Here is a 17,782-nt window from a genome sequence, read left to right on the forward strand (position 1 = left end):
TCCATTCCTGACGGGTTCCACGGGATGCCCCCTGCCGGGTTCACCGGCCGCCGGCCGGGAGTACGGAGAGCCAGTCGCCCGCCGCGAAGGCGTCGGCGCCGATCACGGTGCGGCCGGTGCGCGGGGCCGCGACGGTGAGCACGCCCTCCGCACGGCCGGCCGCGAAGCGGGGCGCGCCGACCGTGATGACCACGGCCCGCTTGCCGGTGGCCCGGCGGAACTCCGCCAGGAGCCGCAGCCGCAGGGCGGCCTCCTTGCGGTCGACGGCCTGGGGCGCGTACGGCTCTACGACGGCCACCGCGCCGGTGCCCTGCTCCCGGGAGGCCGCCGCGAGGGCCGCGCGCAAGGCCGTGATCCGCTCCAGCCCGCCGCCGGCGAGGGTGGGGCGCGTGGAGCCGAGCGGGAGGAACCGTACGCCCCGGTGCACGAAGGCCGGGCGGCCGACGCCGGTCAGCGCGAAGTCGACGGCGGCGACGGAGGCCGCGGCCTGCCGCGCACCGGCGGGGCCGACCGCGAACCGCCAGGGCCGTGAATCCACCCGTGCCGCCGTGGCCACGATCGGATCCGGCACACCGCCCGTACGAACCACCCCGGTCGGCGGCGTCGCGGCCACCAGACCGTCCAGCACCAGCCGCGGTACGACGCCCGCCCTGGCCGGGGCCTTGGCGCGGGCGGGTGCGGGGGCGGTGGCCGAGAGCCGGGTCACGGTGAAGGGGCGCTCCGCCATCGCCGGGAGCGGCAGGCTGATCTCCCGCCAGCCGGTCCAGTCCACCGCGGGCCCGCGCAGGACCGCGGCGGCCCCGTCGCCGTCGGCGAGTTCCACCGCGGGCCGGGTCCCGGAGCCGTCACCGTTCACCCAGAGGGACAACGACCGGGCCAGTTCGGGGACCCGAAGGGGCCGGGGCGCGGTCCCTGCGGCGGTCCCTCCCCCGGCGGGCGGTGTGAGGACGAGCCCCCGGCCGGGACGGCCCTGCCCGGGCGCGGCCCCGGGGCCGGTCCAGCGGGTGGCGTCCTCCAGATCCGCGAGCGGCACGTCCGACAGGCCCACCCCGAGGGCCAGTAGGGCCGGGGCGGGTGCCGGGGCCGGGGCGGCACCGGAGACGGGTGCGGCAGCCGCTGCGCCCGCGGTGCTTCGTACCGTGGCGCGGAGTTGGCTCGTCGCGTTCGGGACGCGGGCCGTCACCGTGAACGCGCCGCGCCCGTCGTCGGCCACCCTCCAGCGGGAACGGTCGAAGTCGAGCTCCACGTCCCGGGGTTCGACCACGGCGGCGGCGCCCTGCGCGTCGTAGCCGGTCAGGACGAAGCGCGCGGTCTCGCCCGCCTCGGCGAGCCCGATGCGGTCCGGAACCGCGCGGATCCGGGTCGGGGCGCCGAGCACGTCGACGCGGAGCGTCCCGCTCGCCGCTCCGAGGCGTGCCCGTACCTCCACCGGGCCGGGGCCCGACGCGCGCAGGATCCCGCCGGGATCGATCCGGCCCCGGCCCCGCGGGAGGGACCAGCCCGGCGTCGCGTTCTCCCGTGCGGGCACCGGACCGAGGTGCGCGTCGTACGGGGTGGCCCCGAGGGTCCGGGCCAGGCCGGGGAAGGCGCGCGCGGCGCCGCCGACGGGCTCGATCCGGTAGCCGGCGGCGCGGCCGTCCCCGGCCGGCGCGGTCAGGGCCAGGCCGTTGGGGACCGGGCGCTGGCGGCCGTCGGACGGGGAGTTCTCCACGGTCGGCGCCGCCTGCCCGGCGAGCGCGGCGAGCAGGGTCGAGGAGCCGCCGCCGTCCAGGTTGAGGGCGTCGTGGGCGCCGAGCCGGTGCATCAGCCGGCCGAGCGCCGTCAGGGTCAGGCCTCCGCTGTCGCGCTGGCGGCCGTCGACGGTGACCAGGCGGGCCCGGCGGCCGTCGCGGGAGAAGCCGACGGCGGTGCGCGGCGCGGCCGCGTTGTTGGGCTCGCCGTCGTGGTTCTGCGGAACCCCGGCCACCACGAGCACCTCCCGGCCGCCGACCGCGTTTACGGGGAGCGGCCCGCCCCCGGCGGCCACCGGCCGGGCCGCCACGGCGACCGCGTCCCCGGGGCGCAGGGCGGCGAGTTCCGGCGCCGCCGCGCCCGCCGCGACCAGCACGGTGGTTCCGGGTGCGGGACGCTCCCGGCGCGCGGGCCGCCGTACCGCCGCGCGCACGGCCGTGACCCGGCCGTCGCGCAGCTCCACCGCCGGTCCGGTCGCGGGGAGTCCGTCCGCCGGCCAGTCGGCGGTGTAGGCGGCGAAGCCCTCGGCGGGCGGGCGCGCGGTGTTGAAACCGGCGAGCGGGCGGACCGCTCCGCCGGGCAGGGTGACGCTCCCGCCCAGGGCCAGGCGCAGGACACGGCCCGGCCCGTCGGCGCCGAAGCCGACGGCCTGTCCGGCGTCTCCCGAGGCCGCGTGCAGCAGCCGTCCGGCGCCGATGCCGGGGCCGAGCGGGGCGCCCGTACCCCGGATGTCGAAGAAGTCCCCGTTCACGGCGGCGACCACACGGCGGCCCGGCCCGGCGGGGTGACGGGCCGCGGAGTCGGAGACGGTGGCGACGCCCCGGCCGCCGAGGTACTCCGCACGCACACCGGAGCCGGCGCCCGCCAGCTGCACGTCGAGTTCGTCGATGCGCAGCCACCGGTCGGCTTCGAGCCGGTCGTACGACTCCAGCCGTACCCCGGGGGCGATCTGCCGGGCGGTACGGGCCGTCTCGATCCCCTCTCCCCCGCCGCTCCCGGAGGCGCTTGCCGGCTGGGGCGCCGGGGCCACGAGCAGCAGCACCGTGAGCAGGGCCGACAGCGGGCCGGGCGACAGCGGGCCCGGGGGGCGCAGGCGGTGCACGGGACGCAGGGGACGCACGGGACGCAGGGGGGACATCCAGGCAGGATCGACCAGCTCCGTGCATATGAGCACATGAACACAGCGCGAGTCCGGTGACTGTCAGCCATTCGCCCGCACCGGGGTGGTTCACCGCCCGCACCTGCGGGCCCCGCCTACCCGGCCCCGGAATCCTGGTCGGCGGCATCCCGGCGCGCGGGATCCTCGTCGGCGGCATCCCGGCGCGCGGGATCCTGGTCGCCCGGAGCCCGGACCTCGGGATCGGGGACGGCCGGCGCCTGGACGGCGAACTCGCACCACACGCACTTCCCGCCGCCCCGCGGCTCCACGCCCCAGGCGTCCGCGAGCCGGTCCACCAGCATCAGGCCGCGCCCCGACACCGCCCAGTCGTCGGCCTCCCGCCGCCGCGGCAGGGCGCTGCTGGTGTCCTCCACCTCGATCCGGATCCGGCCCGCCGGGGTCAGCCGCATGCTGACGGCGCCGACTCCGTCCGTGTGGACCAGTGCGTTGGTCATCAGCTCGTCCGCGGCCAGCTCTATCTCGTCGGCCTGGTCCCAGGCGCCCCACGCCGCGGCGGCCGCCCGGATCAGGTGGCGGGCCAGCGCCGGGGCGTCCGGGTCGCCCGGGGTGAGGCGGTGCCGCAGCGGGCCGCCGCCGCGCGGGAGCGGGGTGCCGCGCCGGCGCAGCAGGAGCAGGGCCATGTCGTCGCCGCCGCCCGAGTCCCCGACCAGGTCGCACAGCACGTCGGCGAGTTCCTCCACGTCCGCCGGGCCGTCCCGGACCGCCTCCATGAGCTCGCGCACACCCGTGTCGGGATCCCGGCCCGGACGTTCGGTCAGCCCGTCCGTGCACAGCAGCAGGGTGTCCCCGGGGTGCAGTTCGAGGCTGGTGACGGGGTATCCCGCACCGGCGGCGTCCGCGGCGGCGGAAGCACCCGGGGTCCCGGCCCTACCCGCACCGGAGCCACCCGCACCCGGCGCGTCCGGCTCGCGCGCCGGCAGCCCCAGCGGCAGCCCGCCCGCCACCTGCACCCGGTGGCAACTGCCGTCGCCGCGCCGCACCACGGGGTCGAGGTGCCCGGCGCGGACCATCCGGGCCATGCCGCTGGTGAGGTCGATGTCGGCGTACGTGCACGTGGCGAAGCGTTCCGTCTCCAGGTCCCGCAGGAAGGCCGAGGCCCGCGCCATGGCCGCGCCGGGGGTGTGTCCCTCGGCGATGTACGCGCGCAGGGCGATGCGCAGCTGGCCCATGACGGCGGCGGCGTCCGTGTCGTGGCCCTCCACGTCGCCGATCATCACGCCGACCCGGCCCTCGCCGAGCGGCACCACGTCGTACCAGTCGCCGCCGATGTCCCGCCCCATCCGCGCGGCCCGGTACCGCACGGCGATCACCGCACCCGCCACGTCCGGGATGCGGCGCGGCAGCATGGCCTTCTGGAGGCCCTCGGCGAGGTCGTGCTCCTGCTCGAAGAGGATGGCCCGCTGGAGGCTCTGGGCGATGCCGCTGCCCAGCGCCATGAGCACGTTGCGTTCCTCGGCGTTGAAGTCGCCCTCCCGCGCGTAGAGCAGTCCGAGGGCGCCGACGGGCCTGCCCTGGGCGATCAGCGGCAGGTAGACCCCGCTGCGGACGGCCAGCGGCTCGATGTACGGCCACAGCTCCGGATAGCGGTGCTGGAACTCCTCGCGGGAGCCGAGGTACACCGGCCGCAGTGTCCGTACCGCCTCGCTCATCGGCAGGGGTGCGTCGATCCGCGTGTACTCGGTCTCCGGTACGTACGCCCCGATCTGCCCCTCCGCGACCAGGTGGATCCGGCCGCCGTCGACCACGCCGAGCATGACGCTGACCGCGCCGAGATGGCCGAGGGCCTCGGGGTCCTTGAGGACGTCGGTGACGTCGTTGACCGTGCGGGCGTGCGCGAGGATCGCCGTGGTCCGCTCGACGACCCCGGTCATCCGGCGCCGGCCCTCGTCGCGCTCACCGGCCGCGCCGGGCTCGCCGGGGTCGTGGACGGCGTCGCGGATGATCCCGATGATCCGGTACGGACGTCCGTGCGTGTCCCGCAGGATGCGGCCCTGGATGTGGGTCCAGCCCGGGGCCCCGTCCCGGTCGCGGCTGCGCACGTAGGCCCCGTAGTGGCTGCGGCCGGCCTTCAGCGCCTGCGCGATGCGTGCGTCGAGCCGGGCGTCCTCGCCGGGCGCGAGGCGGACGCGCAGGCCGGCGGGGGTGCCCGTGAACTCCTCGGGGCGCAGGTCGAAGACCCCGAGGGCGGTGGTGTCCAGAAACATCTGCCCGCTGTCGAGGTCCCAGTCGAAGGTGCCCATGTGGTTGAGCGCGAGGCTCGTGTCCGTCCGGGCAGGCCACTCGACCTGGGGGGTCATTCCCCTTTCGGCCACACCTTCAGGGTCTCACTCCCGCACGGTCCGCGCCGGTCCGCGGGAGCGTGCTCCCGGTGGTACGGGGAGGGGTGCGGGTTCACGGGACGCGAAGGGGGGATCCGGCGTGTCGGCCTGTTCCCGCCTCCCCACGTGCGCTAGCGGCCTCCCCAGACGCCCGAAACCGGTGCGAAAAAGGCCCAAAGTCCCGGCCTGTCGCGACTTTCGCCTAATAGGCGACTTGTACGATTTCGCGAAGATCGATCCGTTCATGATCATCTTTGCTGGTGTCAGCAACCCCCCGGCACGGGGTCGTTGGCGCCCACGGCTGTGTGGGGTGTGGCTTGTCGCGAGCGCCGAAGAGGACCGGAGAACCGGCCGGAATACCCGAGGGAGGGGCGGAAGGAGCGGAGGAGCGGACGGAGGAAGGCGCGGAGGAAGCGGCCCGGACCCCCGGACGGATATCCGCCCCGCCCAGCGACTCCACCCGCCTCGACACCGGCGCACCCGACTCCACGGACTCCGGCCGGCGCTCGGGATCGGGCGCAGGCTCCGCCTCCGGGGCCCGTACCGGGCGCGGAAGTCTGGTCGTACGGCCGTACCGGGATCCGCTGGTCCTGGGGCCCCTGTTCCGTGACGAGGAGCCCGCCGGGGCCCACGTCACCACCGACGCCACCCGCGCAGCGGGCCCGGGCGGCCCCCGCCGGCCCGGCGGTCCGCCGGCGGACCCCGACACCCTTCGGCAGGCCCCCGTCCGCGCGGCGATACCCCGGCCCGCCCATCCGGCCGCGGCCGCGGCCCCGGCTCCGGGCCACCCCCGGACCCTTCCCGCCGTGCTCGATCCCGAGCTCACCGAACACCCCGCGCGAGCCTGTTCCGGCTGGTGGGCGCTGCTCACCGCCGTGCTCGCCACGGGCGGCGCCGCCGCCCTCGCCCGACTGGAGGAGCTCCGCCCCTCCACCTCACCCGCCGAGGCCTGGCCCCTGGCCACCGTCGCGTGCTGCGCGCTCCTCACGTTCGCCGCGCTCGGCGGACTGCGGCGCGGCCGTGCCGGTCAGGCCTGGTCGCTGACCCTCTTCGGCCGCTACCGCGGCACGATCCGGCGTGCGGGGCTCATCTGGTCCAACCCGGTGCCCCGCCACACCCGCGTCGACGTGCGGCTGCGCCACTGGCGCAGCGAACCGCTCTGCGTCGTCGACTCCGAGGGCACCGCGCTGCGGTCCGTGGTCCTCGTCGTCTGGCGGGTCAAGGACACCGCCCGCGCACTCCTGGCCGTCGACGACCACACCGCGTACCTGCGCGGACAGGTGGAGTCGGCGACCGCCCGGGTGCTCTCCCGGATGCCCGCCGACTCCTTCGGCCCGGAGCCGGACGGGCCGGACGGACCGGACACCCTGCGCGACACCGAGGCCGTCGGCGACGAACTGACCCGGCTCCTCGCAGCCGAGTGCAGGGCCGTCGGCGTCGAAGTCTTCTCCGCCCGGCCGCTGAACGTCGAGTACGCCCCCGAGGTCGCCGCGGCGATGCAGCGCCGCCGGGTCGCCTCGATCGACGCCCGGCACCGGGATTCCGTCCTCACCTCCGTGCTCGACGCCGTCGACGACACCGTGCACCGGATGTCGGACCGCGGGCTCGTGGGCCTGGACGACTACGAACGCAAGGCCCTGGTCAAGGACTTGACCGTGGCCTTCTACACGGCGCGCGGCCCTGCCGCCGACGCCCGCTGAAAACACCCCCGATGGATAAGGAATCACGCATGCGCACGCCCGAGTTCACCGAAGAAATACCCGACAGCTGTGACTGCACCGGCTGCGCGCGCGGCACGACGGCCATGACGGCCGCCGTGTCCCGCCGTCGTCGCTGCACCCTGCGCGGCGCCGTGGTCGCGGCCGTCGGTGCCACGCTGCTGATGGGCACCGGGGTGGGCACCGCGTCCGCCGAGCCCGCACCGGCGCACGCCGGCTGGGACGGCTCGAAGTACTGGTACAAGGACGCGACCGGCTGGTGGCGCTGGACCCAGCATTACAGCAAGTACGTCGCAAACAGCGGCCGTTCCTCCGCAGGCGCCCCGCCCTCCTCCTCTTCCGCGTCCTCCTCCGTACGCACCACCGAGCCGACCTTCCGCGGCCGTGCGGGCTGGGACGCCACGGACCGCGTGTACTGGTACAAGGACGGCACCGGCTGGTGGCGCTGGACCCAGCACAAGGACAAGTACCTGCGCTTCGCCGGCGGCTCGGGTTCCGGCTCAGGCTCTTCCTCCGGGTCGTCCGGTTCCGGCTCTTCCTCGGGTTCGTCCGGCTCCTCCGGCACGCCCATCCGCCAGGGCACGGAGGGCGCCATCTCCTTCGCCAACGGCCATCTCGGCGACCCGTACGTCTGGGGCGGCAACGGCCCCCGCGGCTGGGACTGCTCGGGCCTGGTCCAGGCGGCGTACCGGTCCGCGGGCATCACCCTCCCCCGCGTGGCCTCCGACCAGTACCGGGCCACCACCCCGATCTCCCGCTCCGAACTGCGCCGCGGTGACCTGGTGTTCTGGACCTCGAACGGCAGCGTCTCGGGCATCCACCACGTCGCCGTCTACCTCGGCGGGGGCAAGTACATCGAGGCCCCCCGCCCGGGCAAGCAGGTCCGCGTCTCCAGCTTCAGCGCGTACAACCCGAACATGTACGGGCGCGTCCGCTAGCAGCCGCCCCCGCACGACGGCAGGACCAGACCTCCCCGAGGGCCGACGGCCCTCGGGGAGGTCTTCGTGTCGGGCGGGGTCCTACTGGTTGCCGCTACCCCCGTCCTGACCTCCGTCCTGACCTGCGTCAGAACCCTGCTCGATACCGTCTCCGGGCCTGGTCGGCGAGGGCGGCGGCGGCGGGGGTGCGATCAGCGAGGTGGCCGGAGCGGGCGTCGGCTTGGGCGGAGGCGGCGGAGGCGGCGGAGGCGGCAGTTCGGGCTCCGGCGACACCAGCGGCGGAGGCGTCGGCTTGGGCGGCTGGGGCCGGGCCGAGGTCGCCGGGGGCGGAGGAGGCGCCGCCGAGGAGGTCCTGGGCGGGGGCGTCGGCTTCGGTTCCTCCGAGGTCCGCGAGGGCGACGGCGCCACGGCGCTCTTCGAGGGCGACGGGGTGGGCGACACGGACGGTGACTCCGAGGGGGACTTCGACCCGGTCACCGATGCCGAAACCGACTCCGAGGGCGACACCGACGGGGACTCCGAAGGTGACGCGGACGGTGACGCGGACTCGGAGGCCGACTTCGAGGCCGAGGCCGAGGCCGAGGCCGACTCCGACGGAGAGACCGACGGGGACTCCGAAGGCGACTTGGACGGAGACTCGGAGGGGGACTCGGACGGGGACACCGTCGGCGACGGGGAAGTGACCGTCGGGGAGGGCGAGGTCAGCGTCGGCGACGGGGAAGTGACCGTCGGGGACGGCGAGGTGAAGGTCGGGGACGGCGACGTGAAGGTCGGCGACGGCGAAGTGAACGTCGGCGACGGCGGGTGGGTCGTGAAGATCGGGGTCGGGATCACCGGCGGCGGGATCGGCCGGTCGTGGCGGCCGTGGTGGTCGCCCCGGTCGCGCTCGAACCAGCGGCTGTCGTGGTAGTCGTAGATCACGAACTTGTTCACGATGGTCACGGACGGGGCGATGACCACGACCTGCGAGGGCTGGTACGAGGTCCAGGGCTGTCCGAACCGCTTCGGGTTGGCCTTCAGCGCCACCGGCGGCCCGAGCGGGTTCCCGCAGGCGCACCGCACCCGCGGCACCCCCCGGTCGTCCACGAGCACGGCGGTCCCGGCCTGGAGGACGGACTGGTAGCTGGTGGAGCGGCCGTCCACGTAGCCGTGGTTGGTGACCCGGGTGTCGACCCGGAGCTGGACCGGTGTGAGGGAGCGCAGGTATCCCGGCACGGCCGTCGGCGCGATGCCGAGCGACGAGGCGAAGGCGGCGTTCTTGGACGGCTGCGCCGACAGCACCCGTATCTGCTTCTCGACGTCACAGGCGGGCACGGCCGGCGTTCCCCCGTACAGCTCGGGCGAGGCGCCGCTGACGCTGCGGGTGACCGTGGTTCCCGTGGGCGACGGGGCCTTCGACTCCGGCTTCGACGGGGGCTTCGTCTCCGGCTTCGAGGGCTGCGGGGGCGGCGGGCTCTCGGGCGGCGGCGTCGCCTGCTTGGCGGCGGTGGACTCGGTGAAGGGGTCGGGCCCGGACGCCGCCGCGGGCTGCAGGAAGACCTCGTTGCCCGCGGAGGTGGTGGTGCCCCCGCCGCCGCTGGGCCTGGTCAGTACGACGGCCAGGGTCACGGCGGCGGCGAGGGCGACGATCGTGGTGGCGAGCCGGGGAACGGAGCGCCACCAGGGCTTGTGCGGGGGCTCCGGGGGCCCGGGGGGCACCCCGCCCCCGGATCCTCCGGGAGGGGCCGGCGGCGGCGGTGGCGGGGGCCCTTCCCGGCCCCCCGAGAGGGGCCCGGAAGGCGGGCCCGTGGGACGCCCGGACGAGGACGACGGCGGCTGCGAGGGCGGCTGTGACGGCTGTGTCGGCCACGGCGGCTGCTGGCCGGAGGGTTGAGTGGTCACGGGCTCTTCTTCCCAGGCGGAGGGGTTCCGGTCCCCTGTGGATGCTCCGCTGCGGACCCTTCGTGTCCTTCGTACGGTGCTCCGCGGACGTTCCGTTATGGAACTTCCGCGGGTCATCAGCGGAAATCTCCGGATTTCATGCACTCCTGGCGACCATTGTGTGCGCCGTCCGGGTGGTGGCCGCAAGCGGAGCTGCCTACGGTGGCAGGGTGAGCCCCACAACGGCACCGGTCGCGCGAGCCTGGCGCGACGCCCTCGTCGCGGTCCTCGCGGGCTTCGCGGTGATGGCCGTGGCGGCCTCGGCGGGGCTCGCCCTGGCCGGCGCCGGCGAGCTGCCCGGCGGCGCGTTCCCGCACGTGGTGGCCGCCGTCGTCCTGATGGCGGCGGGCGGCTCGGTCGACGTGACGGGCGGGGCCGGCTTCCTGGCGGATGCCGACGCGAGCCTGTCCGTGCTCCCCCTCTCCGTCAGCCTGGCGGGCGCACTGACCGCCGGCTGGCTCTTCCTGCGCCCCCTGCACAACCGGGCCGTGGCCGGGGCCCGCGGACTCCTCGCCCGCGCCGTGCCCTTGGTGCTCCTGTGGCTGGTGGCGCTGACCGGTGTCGCCCTGCTGTCCCGCCAGAACTTCGCGGTCTCCACCGGCGATTCGGTCCTCGGCGACATCGGCGAAGTCCTCGACGCCGGCCCGACGGTGGGCTTCGAGGCCGCGATCCCCGCCAGTCTCGGCTTCGGACTGCTGTGGATCCTGGGCCTGTTGCTGATCTCCCTGCTGGTGTCCCGGCGCGCGCCGCTCCCGGCGGGGCTGGTCCGCTTCCACGCGGCGGTGCGCCCCGCGGCCTTCGCGGTCGTCGCACTGCTCCTCGCGTACGTCGTGATCGGGATCGGCGTCGGCCTGGTGGTGGCGGGGACCCGCGGGCACGCGGACCGCACCCTGGCGGTGATCCTGCTGGGCCTGCCCAACCTGGTCTGGCCCGCCCTGACCCTCGGCTTCGGCGGGGCCTGGGAGGGCAAGGCCGAGGGGCCGTTCGGGCTCCCCGTTCCGAAGGTCCTGGACGAGGTGCTGCGCGCGACCGGCCAGGGCTCCGCCCCGGACCTGTCCACCATCGACGTGGCCTCCCTCGCGGAGCGGGACTCCCGGGCGTGGTGGCTCGTGGTGCTCGCCGTCGTCCTGCTGCTCGGCGCCGGCGTGCTGGCCGCCACCCGTTCCCCCGCACACGTCCGCCCCTGGCAGCACGCGCTCCACCTGGCCGTGGCCCTCGCCCTGGGCACCCTGGTGGTGTGCCTGCTGGCCCGGATCCAGGCCCAGTTCGGGCTCTCCCTGCTCGGCATCGGCGACGCGAGCGACCTCGGCGGCGAAGTGGAGCTGCGCCCGCTGCTCTGGCGTACGGTCGGGTTCGCCTTCCTCGCCGGCGCGGTCGCGGGCTTCCTCGGCGCCCTGCTCCCCCGGCGCCGCCGCAACGAACCCGGCCGCCGGTCCCCCGCCGAGCCCGCCCGGCCAGCCGGCCCCAGCGCTCCCACCGGCCGCTGACCGGCCTGCCCGCTCCCACGCGCTCCCTCGTCCACACGTTGCGCCGTTCGAGTGAACAGTCGCAAATCGGCTCATCGGGGGATCGTTTCCGCATGACACGCTCGTCTCCGTGAACATGACCAAAGGCCTGTTCCGGCCGCTCCACGCCGCTGGCCTGATCGCCCTCTCCGCGCTCGCCCTGACCCTCTGCACGGCCCTCCCCACCCAGGCGACCGGTCCCGGTGCCCGCCACTTCTCCGGCGACACCGGCCGCAAGGACGCCTCCGCCCAGGCCGTCTCCGTCAGCAGGGTGTTCTGTCCGCGCGGCACCGCCGTGCAGTCCGGCGGGTACTCCACCACCCACTGGGACCACGGCCGCGACGGCACGCTCCGGCACACCGTCCTGGCCTCCCACCCCGTCGTGGACGAGGACGGCCGCAGGGGCTGGTACGCATCCGCCGCCCACGCCGAGATCACGGCCCACGTCGTGTGCGCGCCGTCCCCGGCGGAGGACCAGGGCCCCTTGCGGTAGGGGATCTCCCTTTGTGATGATCACGTTTCCGGCGCGAGGGGATCCTGGACCGGCAATGACGCACGAGCCGAAGGCCTGGTACGGCGCCAGAACCTTCTGCAGATGGCCGACCCGCGAGGATCGAGTGATGCCGTCGCGGCGCCGCGCGCCCGCGGCGCGACCACCGCACCGGTCCGTTCCGATCCCCGCCCTCCCGGGGGCCTAGAACACCGGCAGCGCCCACCGAGGCGGTGGCGGCGGCGGCCCGTCCGACGCCGCCGGGGCGGGCGCGCGGACGAAGGCGGCCACACCGACGCCCGGGCCCTCGCCCGCGCCCGCACGGCGCAGCGCCCCCGTGAACTCCAGGCAGCTCCCCCACCGGTCCTCGGGCGTCTTCGCGAGGGCCCGTGCCAGCACTTCGTCCACCCCCGGCGGGAGATCGGGCCTCAGCGAGGTCAGCGGCGGCGGCGGATCGTACTGGTGGGCCCACAGCAGTGCCATGTCCTCGTCCCGCTGGAACGGCGGGGCGCCGGCCATCATCTCGTAGACCACGCACCCCAGGCTGTAGACGTCGCAGCGCCCGTCGACGGGCTTCCCGGCGATCTGCTCGGGCGCCACGTAGTCCAGGGTGCCGACGAACTGCCCGACGCTCGTGAACCCGGTCAGGGACAGCGACTTCTTCGTCAGGCCGAAGTCCGTCAGGTAGACGTGCTCGGGGTGTTCGCTGTCGGTACCGCCCGCGACCAGGATGTTGCCGGGTTTCACGTCCCGGTGCACCAGGTCGTGGGCGTGCGCCGCGTCCAGGGCCGAGGCGACCTGGCCGGCGATGCGGGCGGCGGCGTCCACCGGCAGCGGGCCCGTCCGGTCGAGCATGGCCCGCAGGTCCTGTCCGGGCACGTACCGCATGGCGATGTACAGCAGCCCGTCGGTCTCCCCCGCCTCGAAGACGGGCACGATGTGCGGGTGGTCGATGGCCGCCGCCACCTTCGACTCGTGCGCGAACCGCTGCCGGAAGACGTCGTTGCGCGCCAGTTCGGGCGCGAGGAGCTTCAGCGCGACCGTCCGGTCCAGCCGTACGTCGTGCGCGCGGTACACGACCGCCATCCCCCCGCGCCCGATCTCGGCCTCCACCACGTACCCGGCGATCCGCCGCCCCCGCAGGTCGGACGCCCGCCCGCGGAACGCCTCCGCGGCCGGATCGGAGGACATCAGCCCGCCTCGGTCCCGGGCAGCTGCACGATCTTCGTGGGCTCGTGCGGAGCATCCGGACCATGCGGAACATCTCTTACGTCGCCCTGCCCCTCGGTGTCGGCTTCCTGCGGCGGCGACTGCGGCGCGGGTGAGGCACCGGGTCCCGCGACGACCGCGTAGGTGGCCAGACGGCTCCCGTCCCCGTACATCCACCGTCCCGCCGTCTCGTCGTAGAGCCACACGGACTCCCCGTCGACGACGACCCCGACGCGCAGTCCCCGCAGGGACCGCCGGAAGGATTCGGGGTCGAGCCGCCCGGCCGCGAGGTCGGTGACGGCCCGCCGGTAGCGTTCCAGTTCCTCGGCGCACCGGGTGAGCAGCGGCTGCGGGTCCTCGACGCGGGTCAGCGGGCGCCCGCCGGTCGGCGGGGGCTGCGGCACGGCGAGGAGGAGGCGTCCGTCCACCCAGGCGGACCAGCCGTTGGCGCACAGGATCTCCCCCCATTCCCCGCGCCGGGACAGCAGCCGTACGGGCAGGAAGGCGTCCAGGGGCACCGTGGGACGCGACAGGTCCGGGGTCTCCCACGCGGGGAGTCCGTCCTGCGGGACGATGTGGGTGGGCCTGAATTCCGCGGCTTGGCCGGGGCTGGTCATCGCGGCTACTTCCGCATGACGGCCGGCTCGTGGCGGCGCAGCACCCGGCCCACCAGGAAGCCGAAGAGCACGGCCAGGCCGGCGAGCGCCGCCACCTCCGTGAGCCACAGTCTGGGCTTGTGGTCGAACATCGGGTCCTGGGTGATCTTGCCGGGCACGATGGCGCCGAGGTCGATGGTGGCCGCCATCGCGCCCATGGCCCAGCGGGCCGGCACGAACCAGGCGAACTGTTCGATGACGGGGACCCCGGTGAGTTTCAGCAGGGAGCCGCAGAAGACGACCTGCACGATGGTGAGCAGGACCAGCAGCGGCATGGTGACCTCTTCCTTGGTCACCAGGGCGGAGATCAGCAGCCCGAGCACCATGGCGGTGACGGACAGCAGGGCGACGACGAGGGTGATCTCGATCAGCGGGGGCATGAAGAGGCCCTTGCCGCCGGGTGCGTTGGTCTTGACCCCGGCGAGACCGACCAGGGTGAGGACCACGGCCTGCCCCACGGTGATGGCGCCGAGGACCACCACCTTGGACATCAGGTAGGCCGACCGGGAGAGCCCCACGGCGCGTTCGCGCTGGTAGATGACGCGTTCCTTGACCAGTTCGCGGACGGCGTTGGCGGCTCCGGTCAGGACTCCGCCCACGCACAGGATGAACAGGGCGTTGAGGGCCGTCTCCGCGTTGAGTTCGCTGCCGGCCAGGGCCCGGGCCATGGCGCCCATGACGAAGGGCAGGGCGACCATGATGATCAGGAAGGTGCGGTCGGCGCTGAGCACGGCGGCGTACCGGCGGATCAGGGTGGAGAGCTGCGAACCCCAGCTCTGCGCTTTGGGCGGCGGCTTCGGCGGGATGCCCACGGCCCATGCGTCGACTCCCGCGGCCGGGACCCGGCCGGCGACGTCGACGTAGCGGCCGTACAGCGGTGAGGCCCGGTGCTCCCCGGCCCAGTCGCGCTCGCGCTCGTGCTCGAAGGCTTCGAAGGCCTCGGGCCACTGGTCGAAGCCGAAGAAGCCGAGCGCCTCGTCGGGAGGTCCGTAGTAGGCGATGCGGCCGCCGGGCGCGAGGACCAGGAGGCGGTCGCAGACGCTCAGGTTGAGCACGCTGTGGGTGACGACGATGACCGTGCGGCCGTCGTCGGCGAGGCCGCGCAGCATGTTCATCACCGAGCGGTCCATGCCCGGGTCGAGCCCGGAGGTGGGTTCGTCCAGGAAGAGCAGGGAGGGCTTCGTCAGCAGTTCCAGGGCGACGGAGACCCGTTTGCGCTGGCCTCCGGAGAGGCTGTGGATGGGCTGGTCGGCGCGCTGCTGGAGGCCGAGTTCGCCGATCACCTCGTCGACGCGGGCCTCGCGTTCGGCCTTGGCGGTGTCCTGCGGGAAGCGCAGTTCGGCGGCGTACGCGAGGGCGCGGCGCACGGTGAGCTGGGCGTGCAGGATGTCGTCCTGCGGGACGAGGCCGATGCGGCTGCGCAGTTCGGCGTAGTCCCGGTAGAGGTCGCGGCCGTCGTAGAAGACGGTGCCGTGGTCGGCCGGGCGCAGGCCGGTCAGCGCGCCGAGCAGGGTGGACTTGCCGGCGCCGCTGGGGCCCACCACCGCGAGCAGGGAGGTCGCGCCGACGGGGAAGGAGACGTGGTCGAGGAGGGTCTTGCGGCCGTTGTCCACGGCCACGCCGAGGTCCTGGACGTCGAGGGAGACCTCGCCGGTGTCCACGTACTCCTGCAACTGGTCGCCGACCAGGCAGAAGGCGGAGTGGCCGATGCCGACGATGTCGCCCTCGCCGATGGCGGCGGCCCCGGTGAGGCGGGCGCCGTTGAGGTAGGTGCCGTTGTGGCTGCCCAGGTCCACGATCTCGTACCCGCCGCCGGGGCGGGCGCGCAGTTCGGCGTGGTGGCGGGAGACGACGAGGTCGTCGATGACGAGGTCGCTGTCGGGGGCGCGGCCGATGCGGACCGCGGCCCGGTCGGCCAGCGGGCGGACCGAGGTCGGCCGCCGGAAGGTGCTGGTCATGTCCGGGCGGGAGACCGAGGAGGGCCGGGAGGTGGCGGCGGGTTCGGCGAAGCGGACGCGCGGTCCGTCGGCGGCGCTGCCGAAGCGCAGTTCGCTGCCGACGCCGACCGCCCACTCGCGGACGCGGTGGCCGTCGACCCACGTGCCGTTGGTGCTGTCCTCGTCCTCCAGCGTCCAGTGGTCGCCGTCCGGGCGCAGCACCGCGTGGTGCCAGGAGACGCGGGCGTCGTCGAGGCAGATCTCGCAGAGGGGGTCCCGGCCGACGTGGTACGTCCGGCGCGGGCTCATCTCGGTGGAGCCCCTGTCCGTTTCCAGGAGGAGCTCTGGCGCGGTCGGCACACCGGGGCGCTGGGCCATGGGGCGATTTTCCCACGATCCGGAGCACCCGGCATAACCGCAGGTCAGGCCGGGCTTATGGGTAATGACAACGGTCCCCGTTGCAGCCTTTGCCCATCGCCTCGAGGTGCGCTTCACTTCAGGCGAAGCGGAACGCGCAAGCGACTCGCCACGACTCACGGGGGACATCATGAGCGCGCACGATCACGATCACGCGCCGCACGACCACGCCGCCGCAGGCACCGTCGCCGCCGGCCACCAGGGTCACGAAGGCCCCGACGGTCACGGCCACGGCCACGCGGGTCACAGCCACGGTGTCGCCGCCGACGCGGACCGGCGCTGGCTCGGCATCGCCCTCGGGCTCATCGCGGGCTTCATGGCCGTCGAGGTGGTCATCGGCGTCCTGGCTCACTCGCTGGCCCTGATCTCCGACGCCGCGCACATGCTGACGGACGCCGTCTCGATCGTCCTCGCGCTGATCGCGATGCGGCTGGCCGCCCGGCCGGCCCGCGGCGGGTTCACGTACGGCCTCAAGCGTGCGGAGATACTCTCCGCCCAGGCCAACGGCCTCACCCTGCTGCTGCTCGCGGTCTGGCTGGCGTACGAGGCCGTACGGCGGCTGCTCGATCCGCCGCCCGTGGAGGGCGGGCTGGTGCTGGTGACGGCGCTGGCGGGGATCGTCGTCAACATCGTGGCGGCCTGGTGCATCTCCAAGGCGAACCGCACCTCGCTGGCCGTCGAGGGCGCCTACCAGCACATCCTCAACGACCTGTTCGCCTTCATCGGCACCGCCGTCGCCGGTCTCATCGTGCTCACCACCGGTTTCCGGCAGGCCGACTCGATCGCCTCGCTCGTCGTGGTCGTCCTGATGGTCAAGGCGGGTTACGGACTGGTCCGCGAGTCCGGCCGGATCCTCCTGGAGGCCGCCCCGGCCCACGTGGACCCGGACACGGTCGGCGACCGGCTGGTCGCGCAGCCGCCCGTCACCGAGGTCCACGACCTGCACATCTGGACCATCACCTCCGGGCAGGCCGCCCTGTCCGCACACGTCCTGGTGGCCCCGGAGGGCGACTGCCACGCCGTGCGCCGGGACCTGGAGGCGCTGCTGGCGAAGGAGTACGGGATCACGCACACCACCCTCCAGGTGGACCACGCCCAGGACTCCCTGCTCACGGTCGGCCGCCCCGGCGAGGACCGGGAGCCCGACTCGCACTGCGCGGACGCCCACGGCCCGGTCCACCGCCAGGGCCCGCACGACCACTGAGCCGCGGCGCGGGCGGCGGGACGGCCACCGCCCGGCCCGCCGACGGCCTGAGCCGCGCCCGGACGGGGTAGGGATCGGGCCATGACCACGAAGCGCAGCGCCGGACTGCTCCTGTTCCGCCGGCACCCCGGGGCCGAGGTGGAGATCCTGCTCGGCCACATGGGCGGCCCCCTCTGGGAGCGCCGCGACGCGGGCGCCTGGGCCATCCCGAAGGGCGAGTACGGGCCCGAGGAGAGCGCGCGTGACGCGGCCCGCCGGGAGTTCGAGGAGGAGGTCGGGCTGCCGCCGCCGGACGGTCCGTACCTGCCGCTGGGCGAGGTGCGGATGACCAGCGGGAAGCTGGTGACCATCTGGGCGGTCCGCGCGGACTTGGATCCGGCCCTCGCGGTGCACGGCACCTTCACCATGGAGTGGCCGCCCAAGTCGGGGCGGATGGAGGAGTTCCCCGAGCTGGACCGGGTGGAGTGGTTCACCCCCCAGGTGGCCAGAACCAAACTGGTGGTGTCTCAGATTCCGTTCGTGGAACGGCTGTTGGACGTCCTGGCGAACGAGGGTTGAC

11 protein-coding genes and 1 pseudogene are annotated in these 17,782 nt (G+C 74.6%); 6 read left to right on the forward strand and 6 right to left on the reverse strand.

Going from position 1 to position 17,782, the window contains the following annotated elements; translation table 11 throughout:
• Window positions 1-40: 40 nt before the first annotated feature.
• Both ACFYYB_RS21550 and ACFYYB_RS21555 read right to left on the reverse strand, forming a co-directional pair.
• A complete protein-coding gene (locus tag ACFYYB_RS21550; protein WP_389436828.1) occupies window positions 41-2,869 on the reverse strand; it encodes a phosphodiester glycosidase family protein in 2,829 nt (942 codons plus the stop codon).
• Window positions 2,870-2,985: 116 nt separating this feature from the next.
• Window positions 2,986-5,208, reverse strand: a complete 2,223-nt coding sequence (locus ACFYYB_RS21555) for a SpoIIE family protein phosphatase (RefSeq protein WP_389436829.1) — start codon at window positions 5,206-5,208, stop codon at window positions 2,986-2,988.
• A gap of 338 nt (window positions 5,209-5,546) precedes the next feature.
• Between ACFYYB_RS21555 and ACFYYB_RS21560 the strand changes: the two genes are divergently transcribed.
• Together ACFYYB_RS21560 and ACFYYB_RS21565 are read left to right on the forward strand one after the other, a co-directional pair.
• Window positions 5,547-6,929 carry an SPFH domain-containing protein gene (locus ACFYYB_RS21560; protein WP_389436830.1) on the forward strand — a complete coding sequence of 461 codons (1,383 nt, stop codon included), beginning with the start codon at window positions 5,547-5,549 and terminating at the stop codon, window positions 6,927-6,929.
• Between the two features lie 29 nt (window positions 6,930-6,958).
• A complete protein-coding gene (locus ACFYYB_RS21565) occupies window positions 6,959-7,885 on the forward strand; it encodes a C40 family peptidase (RefSeq protein ID WP_389436831.1) in 927 nt (308 codons plus the stop codon).
• A 573-nt stretch (window positions 7,886-8,458) separates the two neighbouring features.
• Here ACFYYB_RS21565 and ACFYYB_RS21570 read toward each other — a convergent pair.
• Window positions 8,459-9,766 (reverse strand): annotated as a pseudogene (locus ACFYYB_RS21570) (DUF6777 domain-containing protein); the annotation flags it as partial.
• A 209-nt stretch (window positions 9,767-9,975) separates the two neighbouring features.
• Between ACFYYB_RS21570 and ACFYYB_RS21575 the strand changes: the two are divergent.
• Window positions 9,976-11,292 carry a streptophobe family protein gene (locus tag ACFYYB_RS21575; protein ID WP_389436832.1) on the forward strand — a complete coding sequence of 439 codons (1,317 nt, stop codon included), beginning with the start codon at window positions 9,976-9,978 and terminating at the stop codon, window positions 11,290-11,292.
• Between the two features lie 109 nt (window positions 11,293-11,401).
• On the forward strand, window positions 11,402-11,803 hold the full coding sequence (locus ACFYYB_RS21580; RefSeq protein ID WP_389436833.1) for a hypothetical protein: 402 nt from the start codon (window positions 11,402-11,404) through the stop codon (window positions 11,801-11,803).
• Between the two features lie 201 nt (window positions 11,804-12,004).
• Here ACFYYB_RS21580 and ACFYYB_RS21585 read toward each other — a convergent pair whose 3' ends face one another.
• From ACFYYB_RS21585 to ACFYYB_RS21595, 3 genes are read right to left on the reverse strand one after another with little or no spacing between them, the layout of a single operon-like run.
• Window positions 12,005-12,991: a serine/threonine-protein kinase gene (locus ACFYYB_RS21585; protein ID WP_389436834.1), complete on the reverse strand. Its 987-nt coding sequence runs from the start codon at window positions 12,989-12,991 to the stop codon at window positions 12,005-12,007.
• Window positions 12,991-13,626 (reverse strand): hypothetical protein, encoded by a 636-nt coding sequence (locus ACFYYB_RS21590; RefSeq protein WP_389436835.1) that lies wholly within the window; start codon window positions 13,624-13,626, stop codon window positions 12,991-12,993. Before ACFYYB_RS21590 ends, ACFYYB_RS21585 begins: the two co-directional genes overlap by 1 nt.
• A 5-nt stretch (window positions 13,627-13,631) precedes the next feature.
• Entirely contained in the window at window positions 13,632-15,980 is a 2,349-nt protein-coding gene (locus tag ACFYYB_RS21595; protein ID WP_389436836.1) for an FHA domain-containing protein, read from the reverse strand.
• A 169-nt stretch (window positions 15,981-16,149) separates the two neighbouring features.
• Here ACFYYB_RS21595 and ACFYYB_RS21600 point away from each other — a divergent pair, with 169 nt between their 5' ends.
• A complete protein-coding gene (locus ACFYYB_RS21600) occupies window positions 16,150-17,223 on the forward strand; it encodes a cation diffusion facilitator family transporter (RefSeq protein ID WP_389436837.1) in 1,074 nt (357 codons plus the stop codon).
• 81 nt (window positions 17,224-17,304) lie between these two features.
• Window positions 17,305-17,781 carry an NUDIX domain-containing protein gene (locus ACFYYB_RS21605; protein ID WP_389436838.1) on the forward strand — a complete coding sequence of 159 codons (477 nt, stop codon included), beginning with the start codon at window positions 17,305-17,307 and terminating at the stop codon, window positions 17,779-17,781.
• Window position 17,782: the final 1 nt, after the last annotated feature.

This window comes from Streptomyces sp. NPDC002886 (genome assembly GCF_042888445.1).
Lineage (GTDB): Bacteria > Actinomycetota > Actinomycetes > Streptomycetales > Streptomycetaceae > Streptomyces.

Bases quoted from the DNA above. Each gene is read 5' to 3' on its own strand.
- ACFYYB_RS21590 (WP_389436835.1), bottom strand. From the start codon at position 13,626: ATGACCAGCCCCGGCCAAGCCGCGGAATTCAGGCCCACCCACATCGTC.
- ACFYYB_RS21555 (WP_389436829.1), bottom strand. From the start codon at position 5,208: ATGACCCCCCAGGTCGAGTGGCCTGCCCGGACGGACACGAGCCTCGCG.
- ACFYYB_RS21565 (WP_389436831.1), top strand. From the start codon at position 6,959: ATGCGCACGCCCGAGTTCACCGAAGAAATACCCGACAGCTGTGACTGC.
- ACFYYB_RS21595 (WP_389436836.1), bottom strand. From the start codon at position 15,980: ATGGCCCAGCGCCCCGGTGTGCCGACCGCGCCAGAGCTCCTCCTGGAA.
- ACFYYB_RS21605 (WP_389436838.1), top strand. From the start codon at position 17,305: ATGACCACGAAGCGCAGCGCCGGACTGCTCCTGTTCCGCCGGCACCCC.
- ACFYYB_RS21600 (WP_389436837.1), top strand. From the start codon at position 16,150: ATGAGCGCGCACGATCACGATCACGCGCCGCACGACCACGCCGCCGCA.
- ACFYYB_RS21585 (WP_389436834.1), bottom strand. From the start codon at position 12,991: ATGTCCTCCGATCCGGCCGCGGAGGCGTTCCGCGGGCGGGCGTCCGAC.
- ACFYYB_RS21550 (WP_389436828.1), bottom strand. From the start codon at position 2,869: ATGTCCCCCCTGCGTCCCGTGCGTCCCCTGCGTCCCGTGCACCGCCTG.